Here is a 19,062-nt window from a genome sequence, read left to right as displayed (position 1 = left end):
ATTGGACGCTCTGCGTCCGCTTTGGGACGCGGAGCGTCCCGGGCTGCATTCCCACGCAGAGCGTGGGAACGAGTAACGAGTACGAGCCGTTGTGCTTAGCCCGGATCACGGAAACCGGGATGGAAATCCTTCGGCACCGCCACGCTGACGCTGTCACGGGTGGCGATGTCGATGCCTTCGCTGGCGACTTCGGCGAGGAAGTCGATCTGCTCCGGGGTGATCACGTACGGCGGCAGGAAATACACCACGCTGCCCAGCGGACGCAGTAACGCGCCACGCTCCAGCGCGTGCTGGAACACCTTCAGGCCGCGACGTTCCTGCCACGGATAGGCTTCTTTCGTGGCCTTGTCCTTGACCATCTCGATGGCCAGCACCATGCCGGTCTGGCGTACTTCGGAAACGTTCGGGTGATCCACCAGATGCGCCGTGGCCGACGCCATCCGTTGAGCCAGCGCCCGGTTGTTCTCGATCACGTTGTCCTGTTCAAAGATATCCAGCGTCGCCAGCGCCGCCGCACAGGCCAGCGGGTTGCCGGTGTAGCTGTGCGAATGCAGGAAGGCGCGCAGGGTCGGGTAATCGTCGTAGAACGCGCTGTACACCTCGTCGGTGGTCAGGCACGCCGCCAATGGCAGATAACCGCCGGTCAGGGCTTTCGACAGGCACAGGAAGTCCGGGCGGATGCCGGCCTGTTCGCAGGCGAACATCGTTCCGGTACGGCCGAAACCGACAGCGATTTCATCGTGGATCAGGTGCACACCGTAACGGTCGCAGGCCTCGCGCAGCAGCTTGAGATAGACCGGGTGATACATGCGCATGCCGCCGGCGCCCTGGATCAGCGGCTCGACGATCACCGCAGCGACGCTGTCATGATTTTCCGCCAGGGTCTGTTCCATGGCCGCGAACATGTTGCGCGAATGCTCTTCCCAGCTCATGCCCTGGGGGCGCAGGTAGCAATCGGGGCTCGGCACCTTGATGGTGTCCATCAGCAGCGCTTTGTAGGTTTCGGTGAACAGCGGCACGTCGCCGACCGCCATCGCCGCCATGGTTTCGCCGTGGTAGCTGTTGGTCAGGGTGACGAAGCGCTTCTTGTTCGACTGGCCGCGGTTGAGCCAGTAGTGAAAGCTCATTTTCAGTGCGACTTCGATGCAGGACGAGCCGTTATCGGCGTAGAACACCCGGTTCAGGCCCTCTGGCGTCATTTTCACCAGACGCTCGGACAGCTCGATCACCGGCTGATGGCTGAAGCCGGCCAGAATCACGTGTTCCAGCTGATCGACCTGATCCTTGATGCGCTGGTTGATGCGCGGGTTGGCGTGACCGAACACGTTGACCCACCAGGAACTGACGGCATCCAGATAACGCTTGCCTTCGAAATCTTCCAGCCAGACGCCTTCACCGCGCTTGATCGGGATCAGCGGCAGCTGTTCGTGGTCTTTCATCTGGGTGCAGGGATGCCACAACACCGCGAGATCGCGTTGCATCCACTGGTTGTTCAGGCCCATGTTCAGTCTCCTCGAGGCGGCTCGCGTCAGGCGCGGGCAAACAATCGCGCAAGCCTATGCAATGCGTCGCGTCGGGACAACCCATTGTGTCGATTGAGCTACTTTGTATGGGCCGATAGACGTTGCTGGCGGCGTTTTGATGGCTGACGTATTCTTCGCGGTTCTTTGGGTCGTCTGACCCGCAAAACTGCTTTTTCCTACGTGTTTTTCCGGAGTTCGCTGAATGTCTGTCGGTTGGCTGCGCGCCTGTGCGCTTGTGGTGTTGGGGCTGTTTAGCGTTACGGCGCTGGCCAAGGATAAAACCGCGATCGTGATCGGCGGCGGCCTGTCGGGCCTGACTGCGGCTTACGAACTGCAGAACAAGGGCTGGCAGGTGACGCTGCTGGAAGCCAAGCCGAGCCTGGGCGGTCGCTCGGGCATGGCCACCAGCGAGTGGATCGGCAACGACAAGGCTCAGCCGGTGCTGAACAAATACGTGTCGACCTTCAAGCTGAGCACCACGCCGGCCCCTGAATTCGTGCGGACCCCGGGTTACCTGATCGACGGCGAGTATTTCTCCGCCGCCGACCTGGCCACCAAGCAACCGGCCACCGCCCAGGCGCTGAAGGCCTACGAGAAGACCCGCGACGATCTGGCGCGTTCGATTGACGATCCGCAGAACCCGGCCGCGACCAACACCCTGCACGCCCTGGACCAGATCAACGTGTCGAGCTGGCTCGACAAGCAGAACCTGCCAGCCACCGCGCGTCAGCTGATCAACCAGGATATCCGCACCCACTACGACGAACCTTCGCGCCTGTCGCTGCTGTATTTCGCGCAGCAGAGCCGGGTTTATCGCGGCGTGTCCGACCGTGACCTGCGCGCTTCGCGTCTGGTCGGTGGCAGCCCGGTGCTGGCCCAGGCCTTCGTCAAGCAGCTGAAAACCATCAAGACCGATTCGCCGGTGTCCGCCATCACCCAGGACAAGGACGGCGTGACCGTCAAGGTCGGCAGCGTTGGCTATTCGGCGGATTACGTCGTATTGGCCGTGCCACTGCGCGCGCTTAACAAGATCCAGCTGACCCCGGCGCTGGACGCCCAGCACCTGGCGGCGATCAAGGGCACCAACTACGGCTGGCGCGACCAGATCATGCTGAAATTCAAGACGCCAGTGTGGGAAAGCAAGGCGCGGATGTCCGGCGAGATCTACAGCAACACCGGTCTGGGCATGTTGTGGATCGAGCCGGCCCTGAAGGGCGGCGCGAACGTGGTGATCAACCTGTCCGGCGACAACGCCCGTGTGATGCAGGCCTTCGGCGACAAGCAGATGGTCGATCAGGTGCTGATCCGTCTGCACACGTTTTATCCACAGGCCCGTGGCTCGTTCACCGGTTATGAAATCCGTCGCTACAGCACCGACCCGTCGACTGGCGGTTCTTACCTGGCCTTCGGTCCTGGCCAGATCAGCAAATTCTGGCGCCTGTGGGAACGTCCGCTGCAACGCGTAGCGTTTGCCGGCGAACACACCGACACCTTGTACCCGGGCACCCTGGAAGGCGCACTGCGCACCGGTCAGCGTGCGGCCAGTCAGGTTGAAGACCTGGCGGCGGGCAAATCCTTCGAACCGATCAAGGTCGGCCCGGCAGCGGCCACCGCAGCAGCGGCGGCAGGCGCAGCGGGTGCGGCCACGGCGGCGAAGAAAGGCAACTTCTTCACCAACCTGTTCGGCGGTTCGGACGACGACAAGAAACCGGAGCCAGTGAAAGCGCCAGAGCCGGCACCGGCCCCAGCCGCTCCAGCACCTGCGCCGACCCCGGCTCCTGCGCCAGCCCCGGTAGAAGCACCGAAACCAGCGGCCCCGGCGAAAGCCGAGCCAGCCAAGAAAGCGGCAGCCAAGCCAGCAGCGAAAAAACCTGCGACGAAAACCGAGGCGAAAAAGGCCCCGGCCAAACCTGCAGCGAAAAAGGCTGAGCCGGCGAAGAAGCCAGCGGCCAAGCCTGCAGCAGCGACCGATACCAAAGCGCAGTAAGGCTTTGCGGTGAATGAAAAAGCGCGGCTTTCATGCCGCGCTTTTTTATTGCCTGTCAGTCGGTCCGGTGAGTGGAAATCTGCGAGCCGCCAACTAACATCCCGCCACACTTTCGCCTTTAATCTTTCCTTAACTCCCCTGTTCAAGACTCTTGATCGTATTTCTCGATATTTCAAAGCGAAATTTTCCGCTTTAATTCGATAGATAACTCGCTAGTCTTGGTTCGCAGTTCTCACAGGATTTGGGCAATGCAGCTACGTAACTCTTCTTCGCGCTACGGTTGGGTCAGCATTTTCATGCACTGGGGCGTGGCGCTGGCAGTCTTCGGATTGTTCGCACTCGGTCTGTGGATGGTGGGGCTGGATTACTACAGCACCTGGCGCAAAGACGCGCCGGATCTGCACAAGAGCATCGGTCTGGTGCTGCTGGCTGTGATGGTGTTGCGGGTGCTGTGGCGTTTTGTCAGCCCTCCGCCGCCAACGCTGCAGAGCTACAGCCGCATGACCCGCATCGGCGCCAAGTTCGGCCATGGGTTCCTCTACCTTGCGCTGTTCGCCGTGATGCTTGCCGGTTACCTGATTTCCACCGCAGACGGTGTCGGGATCCCGGTGTTTGGCCTGTTTGAAGTTCCTGCACTGGTTTCCGGACTACCGGACCAGGCAGATACCGCTGGGGTGATTCATCTGTACCTGGCGTGGGCGCTGGTAATTTTTTCCGGCCTTCATGCGTTGGCAGCATTGAAGCACCACTTTATCGATCGTGATGCGACCCTTACCCGAATGCTCGGTCGCAAAGCCTGACGTTCAACCTCGACTCAAAGGAAAAGAAAGTATGTTGAAAAAGACTCTGGCCGCTCTGGCAATCGGTTCTGCCGTGCTGTCCGCCAACGTAATGGCCGCTGACTACACCGTCGACAAAGAAGGTCAGCACGCCTTCGTCGACTTCAAGATCAGCCACCTGGGCTACAGTTTCATCACCGGTACCTTCAAGGACATCAGCGGCAAGTTCAGCTTCGATGCTGCCAAGCCTGAAGACAGCAAGATCGAGTTCGACGTGAAGACCGCCAGCGTGTTCACCAACCACGCCGAGCGCGACAAGCACATCGCCAGCAAAGACTTCCTGGACGTGGGCAAATTTGCTGACGCCAAGTTCGTCTCCACCAGCGTCAAATCCACCGGCAAGAACGCCGCAGGCAAAGACACTGCTGACGTGACCGGCGACCTGACCCTGCACGGCGTGACCAAGCCGATCGTGGTCAAGGCCACGTTCCTGGGTGAAGGCAAGGATCCATGGGGCGGCTACCGTGCCGGCTTCGAAGGCACCACCAGCATCAAGCGCTCTGATTTCGGCAAGATGATGGATCTGGGTCCACAGTCCGACAACGTCGACCTGTACATCTCGTTCGAAGGTGTCAAAGCGAAGTAATTTTCGCCAGACATACAAAAACGCCCCCGGTCTTGCGACCGGGGGCGTTTTTTATTGCCTTGTTGAAACTCAGCGATTGCGAGTCAGCAAGGCCGGTTTTTCACCGCGTGGACGACTTGGCAGTTGATCGAGCTGTTCCGGAGTCGGGAAGCGGTCGGCTTTCGATTCCTTGTGCATGATCTTCGGGCCGCTGCTGCGCGGGTTCTGCACGGCCGGCTCGGCACGTTGCTGATCGTCACGGGCCGGGCGGCGGTTGCGCGGGTTTTCGTCGCGACGACCCTGGCCGTCACGCGGCGCACCGTTACGCGGGCCGCTGCGTTTGGCCGGTGGGGTGCCGGTGCTCGAACCGTTGCTGTTGCGCGGACCGTTCTGGCGACCTTGTGGCTGGCCACCGGTGCGCGGCGCGCCCGAACCTGCGCCTTGCGCCGGAGCGCCTGGACGACGACCACGGCCGCCGGCCGGAGCCTGCTTCGGCACGTAGTCAACGCGGTTACCGAAGTTATCCACATCGTCGTCGAGGAATTCGTCCGGAGCACGGTCAGCAGCGGCGCGTGGCGGTTGGCTCGGCTGACGCTGTTCGCGGGCCGGGGTGCCTTCGCGCGGCTTCTGTTGACGGGCTGGACGCTCGCCACGCTCACCGCGTTCGCCGGCAGGTTTTTCCTTGCCCTTGTCTTTGCCTTTGTCTTTACGACCGCCACCACCACCGCCGCCATTCGGGCCGTCGCCGCGTGGGCCACGGGCATTGCGCGGGTTGCGCATGTCCGGACGCTCGCGCACTTCAGGCTTCTCGGCCTCGATGGTGCTGGCATCGAAGCCCATCAGGTCGCCGTCGGCGATTTTCTGCTTGGTCATGCGTTCGATGCTTTTCAGCAGTTTTTCTTCGTCCGGCGCAACCAGCGAGATCGCCTCGCCCGAACGACCGGCACGGCCGGTACGGCCGATGCGGTGCACGTAGTCTTCATCGACGTTCGGCAGTTCGAAGTTGACCACGTGCGGCAACTGGTCGATGTCCAGGCCACGGGCGGCGATATCGGTCGCTACCAGGATGCGCACTTCGCCGGCCTTGAAGTCGGCCAGGGCTTTGGTGCGGGCGTTCTGGCTCTTGTTACCGTGGATCGCCACAGCCGGCAGGCCGTGTTTGTCCAGGTACTCGGCCAGACGGTTGGCGCCGTGCTTGGTACGGGTGAACACCAGCACCTGTTCCCAGGCGCCAGCGGTGATCAGGTGAGCCAGCAGCGCACGCTTGTGGCTGGCTGGCAGACGGAATACGCGTTGTTCGATGCGCTCGACCGTGGTGTTCGGCGGCGTCACTTCGATGCGTTCCGGGTTGTGCAGCAGCTTGCCGGCGAGATCAGTGATGTCTTTGGAGAAGGTCGCCGAGAACAGCAGGTTCTGGCGCTTGGCCGGCAGACGCGCGAGGACTTTCTTCACGTCATGGACGAAGCCCATGTCGAGCATGCGGTCGGCTTCGTCCAGCACGAGGATTTCAACGTGGGACAGATCGACGCTGCCCTGGCCGCACAGGTCGAGCAGACGACCTGGGCAGGCAACCAGTACGTCCACACCACGGGACATGGCCTGAACCTGCGGGTTCATGCCGACGCCGCCGAAGATGCAGGCGCTGACGAATTTCAGGTCACGGGCGTAGATCTTGAAGCTGTCGTGAACCTGGGCCGCGAGTTCGCGGGTCGGGGTCAGCACCAGGACGCGCGGTTGGCGCGGGCCGTGACGCTGGGATTTGTCCGGGTGACCGTTAGGGAACAGCCGCTCCAGGATCGGAAGGGCGAAGCCGCCGGTTTTACCGGTACCTGTCTGTGCCGCAACCATCAGGTCGCGACCTTGCAACACGGCGGGAATGGCCCGCTGTTGCACCGGAGTAGGCTCGGTATAGCCCGCGTCTTCGATAGCGCGGACCAAAGCCTCGGAGAGACCGAGGGAAGCAAAGGACATGAGTAATCCTGTTTTAGTTAGGGCTTGGCCCAATGGGAGTCTTGCCTGGCGCGAATGGCGTTTAAGAGGACGCAATCCCGTCCGGTCCTGCTGCGGTTCCGAAGGCACGTCCGGAGCGCTCGCGCGGGCTGAAAAGCTGCGCTGTAGCGGGTCGGGAGGCCTGTTACGGTTCCGGGCGTCCGGGCGTGAGCCTGGCGGGAACGCCGGAGTATAACAGAGCAATCACTGCGCGCCGCTTTCCTGCTGCTCAACGGTTTTGCCGCTGGCGGTGGCGCTGCCCAGTGGCGCTGTCATGGCCGGGGTCGCGCCGTAGCGTGCGCTGAGCTCGGCATAGGCCGGTTCACGCTTGAAACGCTTGAGTTCGGCGCCGAAGCGCTGCACCAGCAAATCCATCCCTGCGTTGCGCCGAACGGCCAGGAACTGGCTCTGACGGCTGATGACCGTGGGGTTTTCAGTGATCTGGTTGCGGATATTCAGTTCATCGAGCAAGTGTTGGCCCACGCGTCGGTCGGTGATCAGCAGGTCGATCCGCCCGCGCACCAGTTTGCCGAAGTTGGCTTCGTGGGTCGGGGCCGGTTCCCGGGTGAACAGGGTCGACTCGCTGAAGTCCGGGCTGTACAGATAACCCGGCGAGGTGCCGATGGTCAGGCCCTTGAGGTCTTCAAGGCTGCGAAAGGGATGCGGTCGTTCGTTGGCGTAGAACATCACGAATTCGACGTCCGACAGCGGTTCGCTCGGGTAGAGCAGGGTGGCGTCGCGTTCGGCGCTGTGAAAAATGTCCAGTGCGCCGTCGGCCTGGCCGGTTTCGAGCATCGACAGGCAGCGTTTCCACGGCAGGAACTGCCATTCGACTTCGATGCCCAGGCGTTTGAACACGATGGCGGTGGTTTCGTAGTCCAGCCCGAGGTTCTTGCCGTTCTCTTCGTAAACGTACGGGGCCCACGGTTCGGTGACGATACGCAGCTTCTCGCCCCGAGCTGCAAAGCTCAGGCAAGCAAAAACCAGCACGGCGAATAACTGCGTGATCAAAGGCATGACTTGAGATTACGACGAGAAACGCCAAAGAGCCAGAAACTGGCAGCAGAAGCTCTGTTTCGGGCCTTAAAAGCAAAAGATCGCAGTTGCGACAGCGCTATAAAAGCTGTCGAAAGTTGCGATCTTTTGTTGTGGCATGAAGCGTTCAGCTTGCGGCGTACAGCGGTCTCAGCGTGGCAACTTCAGGTTGTTCCAGATCGCCAGGCTAGGTTCGGCCTGGTTCATGGAATAGAAGTGCAGACCAGGTGCGCCGCCCTGCAGCAGGCGTTCGCACATTTCGGTGACGACCTGTTCGCCGAAGCGCTGAATGCTTTGGCTGTCATCGCCGTAGGCTTCCAGTTGCTTGCGGATCCAGCGCGGGATTTCCGCACCGCAGGCATCGGAGAAACGCGCGAGCTTGCTGTAGTTGGTGATCGGCATGATCCCCGGCACGATCGGAATGTCCACGCCCAGCGCCTGCAAACGGTCGACAAAGTAGAAGTAGCTGTCGGCGTTGAAGAAGTACTGGGTGATCGCGCTGTCGGCGCCGGCACGGGCCTTGCGCACGAAATTGGCGAGATCGTCTTCGTAGTTGCGCGCTTGCGGATGCATTTCCGGGTAGGCGGCGACTTCGATGTGGAAATGATTGCCGGTTTCTTCACGAATGAACTCAACCAGTTCATTGGCGTGACGCAACTCGCCGCTGGTCATGCCCATGCCGGACGGCAGGTCACCACGTAGGGCGACGATGCGCTTGATGCCGGCAGCCTTGTACTCGTTCAGCAGGCCGCGCAGGTCGTCCTTGCTGTCGCCGACGCACGACAGGTGCGGGGCGGCGGGGATTTTGACTTCGCTTTCCAGCTGCAACACGGTGTTCAGCGTGCGGTCACGGGTCGAACCGCCCGCGCCGTAGGTGCAGGAAAAGAAGTCAGGGTTGTAGGTGGCCAGCTGACGGGCAGTGGCGAGCAGTTTTTCATGCCCAGCATCGGTCTTGGTCGGGAAGAACTCGAAGCTGTAGCGACGGTCTTGGGACATGGAGGGGACCTCCAGCTACAAGCTGCAAGCTTCAAGCTGCAAGAGCAGCGGAGGTGCGCTGGTCTCTTGTGCCTGAAGCTTGCGGCCTGACACTGTTTTGACAAATAGGGGCAGAGCTTTCGGGCTTCGCGCGGCAAGCTCGGCTTGTGGCCTTGCTTGCCGCTTGAAGCTTGAAGCTCGCAGCTGCTCTTAGTAGCGGTAAGCGTGCGGCTTGAACGGGCCTTCGACGGTCACGCCGATGTAGTCAGCCTGTTGCTTGGTCAGTTGGGTGACCACGCCGCCGAAGCCGCGAACCATTTCCAGGGCCACTTCTTCGTCGAGTTTCTTCGGCAGTACTTCAACGGTCAGGCGCTCGGCTTTCTGGGCTGGCGACAGGTCGGCGTACTTCTGGCCGAACAGGAAGATCTGGGCCAGAACCTGGTTGGCGAACGAACCGTCCATGATGCGGCTCGGGTGACCGGTGGCGTTGCCCAGGTTCACCAGACGGCCTTCGGCCAGCAGGATCAGGTAGTCGTCGTTCTGAGCGTCGAAAGCGCCCGGGCCGGTACGGTGGATCTTGTGTACCTGTGGCTTCACTTCTTCCCATGCCCAGTTCTTGCGCATGAAAGCGGTGTCGATTTCGTTGTCGAAGTGACCGATGTTGCAGACAACGGCGCGCTTCTTCAGGGCTTTGAGCATGTTTGCGTCGCAAACGTTGACGTTACCGGTGGTGGTCACGATCAGGTCGATCTTGCCCAGCAGCGCTTTGTCGATGCTGGTTTCGGTGCCGTCGTTGATACCGTCGATGAACGGCGAAACCAGTTCGAAACCGTCCATGCAGGCTTGCATGGCGCAGATCGGGTCGACTTCGGATACTTTGACGATCATGCCTTCCTGACGCAGGGACTGGGCTGAGCCCTTGCCCACGTCACCGTAACCGATGACCAGCGCTTGCTTGCCGGACAGCAGGTGGTCAGTACCACGCTTGATGGCGTCGTTCAGGCTGTGACGGCAGCCGTACTTGTTGTCGTTCTTGGACTTGGTCACCGAGTCGTTGACGTTGATGGCCGGGATGCGCAGTTCGCCCTTGGCCAGCATGTCCAGCAGACGGTGTACGCCGGTGGTAGTTTCTTCGGTCACGCCGTGAACGCGATCCAGAACCTGTGGGTACTTGTCGTGCAGCAGCTGAGTCAGGTCGCCGCCGTCGTCGAGGATCATGTTGGCGTCCCATGGCTGGCCATCTTTCAGGATGGTCTGCTCCAGGCACCACTCGTACTCTTCTTCAGTCTCGCCTTTCCAGGCGAAAACCGGGATGCCGGCAGCGGCGATGGAAGCAGCGGCCTGATCCTGAGTCGAGAAGATGTTGCAGGACGACCAGCGAACTTCGGCACCCAGGGCAACCAGGGTTTCGATCAGCACGGCGGTCTGAATGGTCATGTGGATGCAGCCGAGGATTTTTGCGCCTTTCAGCGGCTGCTCGGAAGCGTACTTGCGGCGCAGACCCATCAGGGCCGGCATTTCCGACTCGGCGATGATGGTTTCGCGACGGCCCCAGGCAGCCAGGGACATGTCGGCAACTTTGTAATCGTTAAAATCTGCAGGCGTGATAACAGCGCTCATGAGAGCCTCCATTCGTAATGTATGCGAATGGGCGCCGTTGTGCGTTTAGTGTCCGGCCTGAGCCAGTCAACGCCCCATCCGAGCCTGACAGGTTGAACCTGCTGCAGCGCCCCTCGGACAGGTGGCGGGAAAACGGTATCAAGTGAACGTTACCGTTTTGAAACGGGGGCGATTATAGCCGTCTAGACTGATCTTCCAAAGGGTTTCTGTCGGCCAAATGAAGATCGCCAATCGCGACCATAGTAGAAGCCTCATGGAGCATGACCGATCAGTCTGCCAAGATGGCGCCCATCTTTCGGCAAACGCTCAGGAGTGAACATGAATTTCCACACCCGCAAATGGGTAAAACCCGAAGACCTCAACCCCAACGGCACCCTGTTCGGCGGCAGCCTGCTGCGCTGGATCGACGAAGAAGCCGCGATCTACGCCATCGTTCAACTGGGCAACCAGCGTGTGGTGACCAAGTACATTTCCGAGATCAACTTCGTCAGCGCCTCGCGCCAGGGCGACATCATCGAGCTGGGCATCACCGCCACCGAGTTCGGCCGCACCTCGATCACCCTGACCTGTGAAGTGCGCAACAAGATCACCCGCAAGAGCATCCTGACGGTCGAGAAGATGGTCTTCGTCAACCTCGGTGAAGACGGCCTGCCGGCACCGCACGGGCGGACCGAAATCAAATACGTCAAAGACCAGTTCAAGGATGAAACGCCTGTTACCGAGTAATCGGCGCGTTCTGTAGAACGGAAGCCGAATGGCGCGTGTCGTAGTTTTATGACCCCGCCACCGGTTTCCCGCCATGACCACGCCAACAGACGGCAAGACCCCCGACCTCTCGGCCAAGGAACAGCACGAAGTCGAGAAAAACCAGCCGCCCCGCGCGGCAGTCCTGCATGAAATCATCCGTACACAGGGCGACCAGGAACTGGAGCGCAGCATTGCCGCGCTGTGGTGGTCGGCGCTGGCGGCGGGGCTGACCATGGGCCTGTCGCTGATGGGCATGGGCCTGCTCAATTCCCGGTTGCCCGAGGGTGACGAATTCAAGGTGATCGCCAGCTTCGGTTACTGCGCAGGCTTTCTCGCGGTGATCCTCGCCCGCCAGCAGTTGTTCACCGAAAACACCCTGACCGCTGTGCTGCCGGTCATGACCAAACCGACGATCCGAAACTTCGGCCGACTGATCCGACTCTGGACAGTCGTACTGTTCGGCAATCTGTGCGGCACGATTCTGGTGGCTTACGTGATGCTCGAGCTGCCGATCTTCGACAGCAAGACCGACGCCGCCTTCCTCGAAATCGGTCGCAAGGTCATGGAAAACCACGCCAGCCAGATGTTCGCCAAGGGCATCGTTTCCGGCTGGATGATCGCCACCATGGTCTGGATGATCCCGTCCATGGAGAGCGCAAAGATGTGGATCATCATCCTCATCACCTACCTCATGGCGCTGGGCGACTTCACGCACATTGTGGTCGGATCGGCGGAAGTGTCGTATCTGGTATTTGCCGGCGAGTTGCCGTGGAGTGATTTCTGGGCAGTGTTTGCCGGGCCGACATTGGCGGGGAACATCATCGGCGGCAGTTTCATCTTCGCCCTGATCAGCCATGCGCAGATCCGTAGCGAAAGTGGAAAACCGAAGGAGTCTGCGGACCGGGTTGAAAAGCCCGGTCCGCAGCCGATCAAGAAATGATCAGTGGTGCGCGGGCTCGGCAGCCGTTACCGGCTCGTCGCGAGTCGCGTGCTTGACCAGTTTGCCGATGGTCAGGCCCTGCAGCAGGATCGACGACAGCACCACGATGTAGGTGATGCTCAGCAGCAGATCGCGTTCCGGGCCAAGCGGCAGGGCCAAAGCCAACGCCACCGAAACACCGCCGCGCAAACCGCCCCAGGTCAGGATCCGGATGGTGCCGCGCGGCACTGTGCGCCAGCGGCGCAACAGGACAATGGCCGGGGCCACGGTGAGCAGGCGCGACAGCAGAATCGCCAGCGCCAGCAGGCTCGCCGCCGCCACGTGCAGCCAGTTGAACGGCAGCAGCAACAGCTCCATGCCGATCAGCGCGAACAGCAGGGCGTTGAGCATGTCGTCGAGCAACTCCCAGAAACCGTCCAGGTATTTGCGCGTCATGTCGTTCATTGCCAGGTTGCGACCGAGGTTGCCGATGATCAGACCGGCGACCACCATCGCAATCGGCGCCGAGACGTGCAGCTCGGTGGCCATCGCCGAACCGCCAATCACCAGCGCCAGGGTCAGCATGACTTCGATCTGGTGCTGCTCGATGCTCTTGATCATCAGGTACACCAGATAACCGATCAGCCCGCCGAACAGCACGCCACCGACGGCTTCATGGACGAACAGCATGGCCGTGGCGCCGACGGTCGGGGTTTCGCCCAGTTGCGCGATGCCCAGCAGCACGGTGAACACCACCACGGCGGTGCCGTCGTTGAACAGCGATTCGCCGACGATGGTGGTCTTCAACGGTTTCGAGGCATTGGCCGTACGCAACACGCCAAGCACCGCGATCGGGTCGGTCGGGGAAATCAGCGCGCCGAACAACAGGCAGTAGAGGAAGCTCACGTGCCAGCCGAACAGGGCAAAAATGTAGTAGGCGAGGCTGCCGATCACGGCGGTGGCGATCAGTACACCGAACGTCGCCAGCAGGCCGATGGGCCAGCGGTAGCTGCGCAGGTCGTTCAGGTTGACGTGCAAGGCGCCGGCGAACAGCAGGAACGACAGCATCCAGTTCATCAGCAGATCACCGAAGTCGATCTGGCCGATCAGTTGCTGTACGCGCTCTTCGAGGCCGGGGTAGCCGAGCAGGCTCAGGCCTTGCAGCAACAGGGAAAACATCAGTGCGGTAACCATCACGCCGATGGTCGGAGGCAAACCGATGAAGCGGAAATTCACAAAAGTGAGGAGGGTGGTGAGGCAGATGAAAGCGGCGACGAGTTCAAGCATCCGGGGTCCTTTGGATGGGGGTGAAAAGACAGCGCGCCCGTTCGTGGACGCAAGGGTTGGATGGGCAGATGCCGGGTGGGGGCACAATTGTGTCGCCCAGACAGGATTTTTTGAGATTTGTCTGTGCGCAACCGGTTGCGACGGGGGCGCTTGACGTATAAACAGCGCCTGACACATCGCGAATCAAAGACCTGATCAAATGGCTCAGGTTCAAAAACAAGAATGAAGGAGTGACACGTGCTGGCGACAGCTCTGGTGTTGGTGGCGGCGCTGTTGCACGCAGCGTGGAATACCCTGATCAAGTTCAGCGCCGAACGGCTGCTGGTGGTGGCCTGTATGGACACCGTGGCGCTGTTGTTCGTCGCGCTGGCATTTCCTTTCATCAGCCTGCCGCCGCAGGAAATCTGGCCGTGGATTCTGGCGTCGGCGGCGTTCGAGCTGCTCTATCGCTACCTGTTGATCCAGGCCTATCGGGTCGGCGACCTGGGGCTGGTCTATCCGTTGATGCGCGGTTTGTCGCCGCTGGTGGTGCTGGCGCTGACCCTGATCTTCGCCGGTGAAGTGCTGACCACGCAGCAGATCTTCGGGATCATGTTGATCCCGCTGGGCATGGCCTGCCTGCTCTGGCAGGGCGGCGGCGGGAAACACTTGCCATGGTCGATGTTGCCGGTGGTGGCGCTGATCGGGTTGTGCATCGGCTGCTACACCTACATCGATGGTCAGGCCTTGCGGCGCTGGTCGCATCCCCTGGATTACCTGGTCTGGGTCACGCTGCTCAGCGCGTGGCCGTTCCCGCTGCTGGCGTGGGTGGCCAAGCGGCCGGCGTTCATGCTGTTCTGGCGCGAACAATGGAAGCTGGGACTGGCGGTCGGGTTCTGCGTGTTGTTCAGCTACGCTCTGGTGCTGTGGGCGATGCAACTGGGGTCGATTGCCGAAGCGGCGGCGTTGCGTGAAATCAGCGTGATTCTGGTGGTGCTGTTCGGCATGCGCTACCTGAAAGAACCTTTCGGTCGGCCACGGCTCTTAGCCTGTGGGCTGGTGCTGATCGGCATGCTGGTGATGAAGTTCTGACCCGCCAACTCTAAAAACTGAAGAAGGACGGCGTTATGACGGTGGCTCTGTGGTGCGTTTTGATTGCGATCTTTCTGCCCTATCTGTGCACGGGCGTGGCCAAGGCTGTCGGTGGTTATCGGCTGAGCGACAACCACGATCCTCGGGATTTTCTCGAAAGCCTGAACGGTTTGGCCCGACGGGCCCATGCGGCGCAACTGAACAGTTTTGAAGTGACGCCGGCCTTTGCGGCGGCGGTGATCGTCGCGCATCTGGTGGGCACGGCGGAGCTGGTGACGGTCAACGTGCTGGCGGTGCTGTTTATCACCAGTCGTCTGCTCTACATCATTTGCTATCTGGCGGACTGGGCGATTCTGCGGTCGCTGGTGTGGTTTGTCGGGATGGGGCTGATCGCCAGTTTCTTCTTCGTTTCGGTCTGAAGCTGAACAGATCGCAGGCTGACGAGGCCTGCGATCTTTTGCGTTGCGCTTACAGCTTGTCGGCCACCTGCGGCACTTGCGGTAACGCCGCGCCTTTGGGCCAGAGCATCCAGATCTGCCCCTGCTGCTTCATGTCACCGGCCAGTTGCCCGGCGGCCTCACCGGTGCCCCAGAACAGGTCTGCACGAACTTCGCCGGCAATCGCGCCGCCGGTGTCCTGCGCGGCTACCGGGCGTACCAGTGCCGTGCCGTCAGGGCGAGTGGTCGACAGCCACAGCAGGCTGCCCAGCGGGATCACCTTGCGATCCACCGCCGCGCTGTAACCGGCGGTCAGCGGCACATTCAACGAGCCGCGCGGGCCTTCGTTGCTGTCCGGGTTGCGGGTGAAGAACACATAGCTCGGGTTGCTGCCGAGCAACTCCGGAATACGCGACGGATTGGTCTTGGCCCAGTTGCTGATGGCGCCCATGGTCACGTCTTCTTTCTTCAGCTCACCCTGTTCCACCAGCCAGCGGCCGATCGGCCGGTACGGATGACCGTTCTGGTCGGCGTAGGCGATGCGCAGTTGCCGGCCGTCATCGGTCTGAATCCGCCCCGAACCCTGGATCTGCAGGAATTGCAGGTTCATCGGATCGGTCAGCCACGCCACCACCGGTGCCTTGACGCCTTTGGTCTCGATGGTCGCGGCGTCGTCGTAAGGCTTGAGCACGCGACCTTCGAGGCGTCCGCGCAGACGTTTGCCTTTCAGCTCGGGGTAAATGCTGTCCAGGGACACGATGATCATGTCTTCAGGCACGCCGTACACCGGCACGTTGGCGGTCGCTGTTTGCGTCAGGCTGCCGGGGTAGACCGGTTCGTAGTAGCCGGTGATCAGGCCGTTGGGATTGTCGTGCTCGGCGCGCAGTCCGAAGACGTCGAGGTGCTGCTTGAGGAAGCTGCGGATGTCGCCGGCGCTTTGCGGCACATTGGCGGCCGCCGCGCAGGTGGCGCCCCAGATCGGGTCAGCCTTGAGCCGGGTGCAGGCGCTGCGCCACGAACCGAAACCGGCCACCAGATCGTTGTCGGACACTGCGGGCAGCGCTTCCCAAGTGGCGCTGGAGTAAGTGGCCAGTGCGTGGGTTTTCGGCTTGGCACTGTCGCCCCCGGTGCAGCCGGCGAGGATGGCCAGCAGCGGCAGGGTTGCGATGAGTGGGTGACGCCAGGCCTTGAAACGGCTGTTCATGGAGAATTTCCTGTGTCGGTTGCAGGCGTGCTCCATGCGCGCCAGCAACCCGTATTATTAATAGGGCTATTGGTGTTTGGCGGTGACGCGAGGATACTGGCCGCCGAATTCCGTGACCTGAAGCCACCATGACTCTTAAAAGACTTTCTGTTGTATTGCTGGCCTGTCTGACCTTGTCCGCCTGCGGCGGTGTCGATCCGAATTCCCCGCTGGGCCAGCGCAAGGCGATCTTCAAGCAGATGCTCAAGACCGGCGAAGACCTGGGCGGCATGCTGCGCGGGCGCATTGCCTTCGACGGGCCGAAGTTCACGGAAGGCGCGGTCAAGCTCGATGCGCTGTCCCATGAACCGTGGAAGCATTTCCCTTCGGTGCGCGAAGAAGATCACACCAGCGCCAAGGACGATGTCTGGCAGCGACAGGCACGTTTCCAGGAGATGGCCCGCACCCTTGAGGCCGCCACTGGTGAACTGGTGATCGCCAGCAAGGTTCAGCCTTACAAGGTCAGCAACCTGGGGCCGGCGGTGCAGAAGGTCGAAGATGCCTGCAGTGCCTGTCATAAAGAGTTTCGCGACCATTGATGTTCAAGGGATCACAGCCTCTGGCTGTGATCCCTTGCTTTGTTACTTGTCGAGCTCGTCCAGCGCGTCCTGCAATTCCTTGCGCGACTCGGCGAGCTTGTTCTTGCGCTTGTCGATCTTCTCCGGATCGCCTTTCTTCATGGCCTTGTCGAGGTCGGCCTGGCGCTTGCTGACTTCGTGCTTGGCGTCGAGCACCTTGTTTTCACGTTCCTTTTTCAGGCCGGCGTCGGTGCAGTGTTCGGTGACTTCGCGCAGGGCGGTTTCGAGGCCGGCCTGCTGGTCGGCGTTGCCGCGGGATTTGGCCTGTACGATCTGATTGATGATGCCTTGCTTCTTGGCAGCACAACCGGTCAGGCCCGGGGCGTCTTCGCCAGCCATCGCGGGGGCGGCCATTACGCCGCAAAGAATGAGCATGGCGAGCGGTGCGAGAAATTTCATAAAAGCTCCATGTGCAAAGGCAATCGGGTCGTGAAAGCACTGCGCTCTTGGAGCGCCTCGGCGACCGTTGGGTTCCCGGCGTACCGGGATGCATGTTCAGAAACCGTCGATTCCGGCGGCACGTAAGGTTTCACTCAGGACCAGCACCTGCGGGTCGCGGAAAAAAGCGCTCAATTGCGCTGCGCGACCGGGGCCGATTCCGGGCTCTGCCTGCCATTGTTCGGTATTTCGTTGTGCCAGCGCTTGCCATGAGTCAGCCAAAGAAGCCTGGCCGGTCGGCGGCAGCCCGAGGGCTTTGAGCCACTGGGTGAACGGCCGTTGGCGAGCGCTGTGAAAACTGTGCGACAGGCGAGCGCTGCTGCGTTCGCCGAGGCCGGCAATCTTAGCAAGCTCTGGCCCGTCGAGGGTCAACCAATCCAGCAGGCTGTTCAGGCGGCCTGTTTCCAGAAGTTTCTCCCACGTACCGCGCCCGACATGGGGCAGTGCCAGCCCTTGCTTGCCGCCAAGCCAGGTCAGGCGCGCGAGGAACTGACTCTCGCATCCGGGCGTTGGTTGCCAGCAGCTTAGCGCGTGAAAGTCGCTGGCGAGTGGAGCGTTCAGCTCGACGCGCTCTGTGCTGCGCAGTACAACGCTGTCGAGTCGCGGTATCGTCAGCCCGGCCAGGCTGATCGCCACTTGATCGCCGGGACGAATGTCCAGTTCCTGCCAGCGTTTGAGTGAACTGACGCTGACGCGTCTGATCTGGCGGTCATCGAGCATGACCGACGCCAGTTCCAGCACGGGGGTGATGCGCCCGGTACGGCCGATCTTGAAATCGACCTTGCGTACATTGGCCAGTGCCTGGGCGAACGGGTACTTCCAGGCCACGGCCCAGAAAGGCGAGCGCGCCTGCCAACGTTCGGCTGCAGGGCGCAGACTTTGGCGCAAGACGATGCCATCACTGGCGAAGGGCAGCGGTGAGCGATACCAGTGATCACGCCACTTTTGCGCCTCGGCAAGATCACCAACGGGATGGCTGTAAGGTTCAGTCGTGGCGAAGCCCAGTGATGCCAGGCCCGTGATTCGCTCTGTGAGGCTGCTTGGGCCCAGCGGCCAGTCCCAGACAAAAAGCCCGATGCCTGCTGCCTGTTCGGCACTCAAGTCCTTGCGTCCCATCAGGCCGGCGACTGTCGCACGGGCGTTGGCGCTGCCGGCTCGGGCCTGGATATGGTCGTTCAGTCGCCAATAGAGTTCACCCTGCACTGACAGATCTCGCGGTTGTGTCAGTTGCCGGGGAATGGCGTTGATCTTGTGCGCCGATGCAGTCCAGTCCTGCCCGCGAATTCCGTCGCCGCGACTGATCGCCTGCTGCAAACGCCCGGCGCGATAGACCAGCGTGACGGCCACGCCGTCGATCTTGGGTTGTGCCCAGACGTCCTTGCGGTCGCGCAGCCAGGTTTCGATGTCCGCTGCGTCGTGCAGTTTGTCGAGGCCGGTATGGGCGATCGGGTGCGCGACCGGCCCTGACGCCGTTCGTAACGGCTTGGGCGGTGGGGGAAGTTTGAAGCACTGGCGCCATTCGCCGAGCCGGGTGCGGGACTGATCATAGAGTTCGTCGGTGATCAGTGATCGGCCTTCCCGATGATAGGCGTCGTCCCACTGATCGACCTGCTGCTGCAGGGCGGCGATTTCGGTTTGTGCACGGTCGGCGGGCCAGGTGGGGCAGTCGTCAGCGAAGGCGCTGAGGTGGATGAAAACCGGCAGGAAAAAGAAAAACAGGCGCAGTGTGGCAAGCATCGTGAGCGTCCTTGCTCAGAGAGATACCTGAAGGCTAGCCGGGATTTTCAAGCGGGTCGGCCGGCTGTTTTG

General features: G+C 61.3%; 17 protein-coding genes and 1 riboswitch. Of the genes, 8 read left to right on the top strand and 9 right to left on the bottom strand.

Annotated elements, in window-relative coordinates; translation table 11 throughout:
• Window positions 1-95: 95 nt before the first annotated feature.
• A complete protein-coding gene (locus tag AC1RME_RS00935) occupies window positions 96-1,502 on the bottom strand; it encodes an adenosylmethionine--8-amino-7-oxononanoate transaminase (RefSeq protein WP_096817651.1) in 1,407 nt (468 codons plus the stop codon).
• A 223-nt stretch (window positions 1,503-1,725) separates the two neighbouring features.
• On the opposite strand from AC1RME_RS00935, the gene AC1RME_RS00930 reads away from it, so the two are divergent.
• From AC1RME_RS00930 to AC1RME_RS00920, 3 genes are all read left to right on the top strand, one after another.
• Window positions 1,726-3,510 carry a flavin monoamine oxidase family protein gene (locus tag AC1RME_RS00930; protein ID WP_096817653.1) on the top strand — a complete coding sequence of 595 codons (1,785 nt, stop codon included), beginning with the start codon at window positions 1,726-1,728 and terminating at the stop codon, window positions 3,508-3,510.
• A gap of 248 nt (window positions 3,511-3,758) precedes the next feature.
• Window positions 3,759-4,310, top strand: a complete 552-nt coding sequence (locus AC1RME_RS00925; RefSeq protein ID WP_096817655.1) for a cytochrome b — start codon at window positions 3,759-3,761, stop codon at window positions 4,308-4,310.
• Between the two features lie 31 nt (window positions 4,311-4,341).
• Window positions 4,342-4,935, top strand: coding sequence for a YceI family protein (locus AC1RME_RS00920; RefSeq protein ID WP_096817658.1), 594 nt, complete (start codon window positions 4,342-4,344; stop codon window positions 4,933-4,935).
• Between the two features lie 69 nt (window positions 4,936-5,004).
• Here AC1RME_RS00920 and rhlE2 read toward each other — a convergent pair whose 3' ends face one another.
• The 4 genes from rhlE2 to ahcY form a co-directional block, all read right to left on the bottom strand.
• Complete coding sequence (rhlE2, locus tag AC1RME_RS00915; RefSeq protein ID WP_096817662.1) at window positions 5,005-6,885, bottom strand: RNA helicase RhlE2; 1,881 nt, start codon at window positions 6,883-6,885, stop codon at window positions 5,005-5,007.
• Window positions 6,886-7,107: 222 nt separating this feature from the next.
• A complete protein-coding gene (locus AC1RME_RS00910; RefSeq protein WP_096817664.1) occupies window positions 7,108-7,920 on the bottom strand; it encodes a substrate-binding periplasmic protein in 813 nt (270 codons plus the stop codon).
• Window positions 7,921-8,088: 168 nt separating this feature from the next.
• Entirely contained in the window at window positions 8,089-8,934 is an 846-nt protein-coding gene (metF, locus tag AC1RME_RS00905) for a methylenetetrahydrofolate reductase [NAD(P)H] (RefSeq protein ID WP_096817669.1), read from the bottom strand.
• A gap of 189 nt (window positions 8,935-9,123) precedes the next feature.
• Window positions 9,124-10,533 carry an adenosylhomocysteinase gene (gene ahcY / locus AC1RME_RS00900; RefSeq protein WP_096817673.1) on the bottom strand — a complete coding sequence of 470 codons (1,410 nt, stop codon included), beginning with the start codon at window positions 10,531-10,533 and terminating at the stop codon, window positions 9,124-9,126.
• A 22-nt stretch (window positions 10,534-10,555) separates the two neighbouring features.
• Window positions 10,556-10,654: riboswitch (S-adenosyl-L-homocysteine riboswitch) on the bottom strand.
• A 197-nt stretch (window positions 10,655-10,851) separates the two neighbouring features.
• Between ahcY and AC1RME_RS00895 the strand changes: the two genes are divergently transcribed.
• Both AC1RME_RS00895 and AC1RME_RS00890 read left to right on the top strand, forming a co-directional pair.
• The gene (locus AC1RME_RS00895) at window positions 10,852-11,259 is read left to right on the top strand and encodes an acyl-CoA thioesterase (protein ID WP_007959686.1); all 408 of its coding nucleotides are present in this window, start codon (window positions 10,852-10,854) and stop codon (window positions 11,257-11,259) included.
• 73 nt (window positions 11,260-11,332) lie between these two features.
• Entirely contained in the window at window positions 11,333-12,220 is an 888-nt protein-coding gene (locus AC1RME_RS00890) for a formate/nitrite transporter family protein (protein WP_096817678.1), read from the top strand.
• Here the strand turns inward: AC1RME_RS00890 and AC1RME_RS00885 are convergent, their stop codons facing one another.
• Entirely contained in the window at window positions 12,221-13,486 is a 1,266-nt protein-coding gene (locus AC1RME_RS00885) for a cation:proton antiporter (RefSeq protein WP_096817683.1), read from the bottom strand.
• A gap of 237 nt (window positions 13,487-13,723) precedes the next feature.
• Between AC1RME_RS00885 and AC1RME_RS00880 the strand changes: the two genes are divergently transcribed.
• Both AC1RME_RS00880 and AC1RME_RS00875 read left to right on the top strand, forming a co-directional pair.
• The gene (locus tag AC1RME_RS00880) at window positions 13,724-14,557 is read left to right on the top strand and encodes an EamA family transporter (protein WP_096817687.1); all 834 of its coding nucleotides are present in this window, start codon (window positions 13,724-13,726) and stop codon (window positions 14,555-14,557) included.
• 35 nt (window positions 14,558-14,592) lie between these two features.
• A complete protein-coding gene (locus tag AC1RME_RS00875) occupies window positions 14,593-14,976 on the top strand; it encodes an MAPEG family protein (protein ID WP_096817690.1) in 384 nt (127 codons plus the stop codon).
• Between the two features lie 49 nt (window positions 14,977-15,025).
• Here AC1RME_RS00875 and mltA read toward each other — a convergent pair whose 3' ends face one another.
• Window positions 15,026-16,198 (bottom strand): murein transglycosylase A, encoded by a 1,173-nt coding sequence (gene mltA, locus AC1RME_RS00870; protein WP_096817695.1) that lies wholly within the window; start codon window positions 16,196-16,198, stop codon window positions 15,026-15,028.
• A gap of 128 nt (window positions 16,199-16,326) precedes the next feature.
• Here mltA and AC1RME_RS00865 point away from each other — a divergent pair, with 128 nt between their 5' ends.
• Window positions 16,327-16,776, top strand: coding sequence for a c-type cytochrome (locus AC1RME_RS00865; protein ID WP_096817705.1), 450 nt, complete (start codon window positions 16,327-16,329; stop codon window positions 16,774-16,776).
• A 42-nt stretch (window positions 16,777-16,818) separates the two neighbouring features.
• Here AC1RME_RS00865 and AC1RME_RS00860 read toward each other — a convergent pair whose 3' ends face one another.
• On the bottom strand, window positions 16,819-17,214 hold the full coding sequence (locus tag AC1RME_RS00860) for a DUF1090 domain-containing protein (RefSeq protein WP_096817707.1): 396 nt from the start codon (window positions 17,212-17,214) through the stop codon (window positions 16,819-16,821).
• A 96-nt stretch (window positions 17,215-17,310) separates the two neighbouring features.
• Window positions 17,311-18,990 (bottom strand): NAD-dependent DNA ligase LigB, encoded by a 1,680-nt coding sequence (gene ligB, locus AC1RME_RS00855; RefSeq protein WP_096817709.1) that lies wholly within the window; start codon window positions 18,988-18,990, stop codon window positions 17,311-17,313.
• Window positions 18,991-19,062 lie beyond the last annotated feature (72 nt).

The organism is Pseudomonas sp. GW822-FHT03F08, from assembly GCF_058801265.1.
Note: the sequence above shows the minus strand (reverse complement) of the source record. Positions and strands in the feature narration are given on the sequence as shown.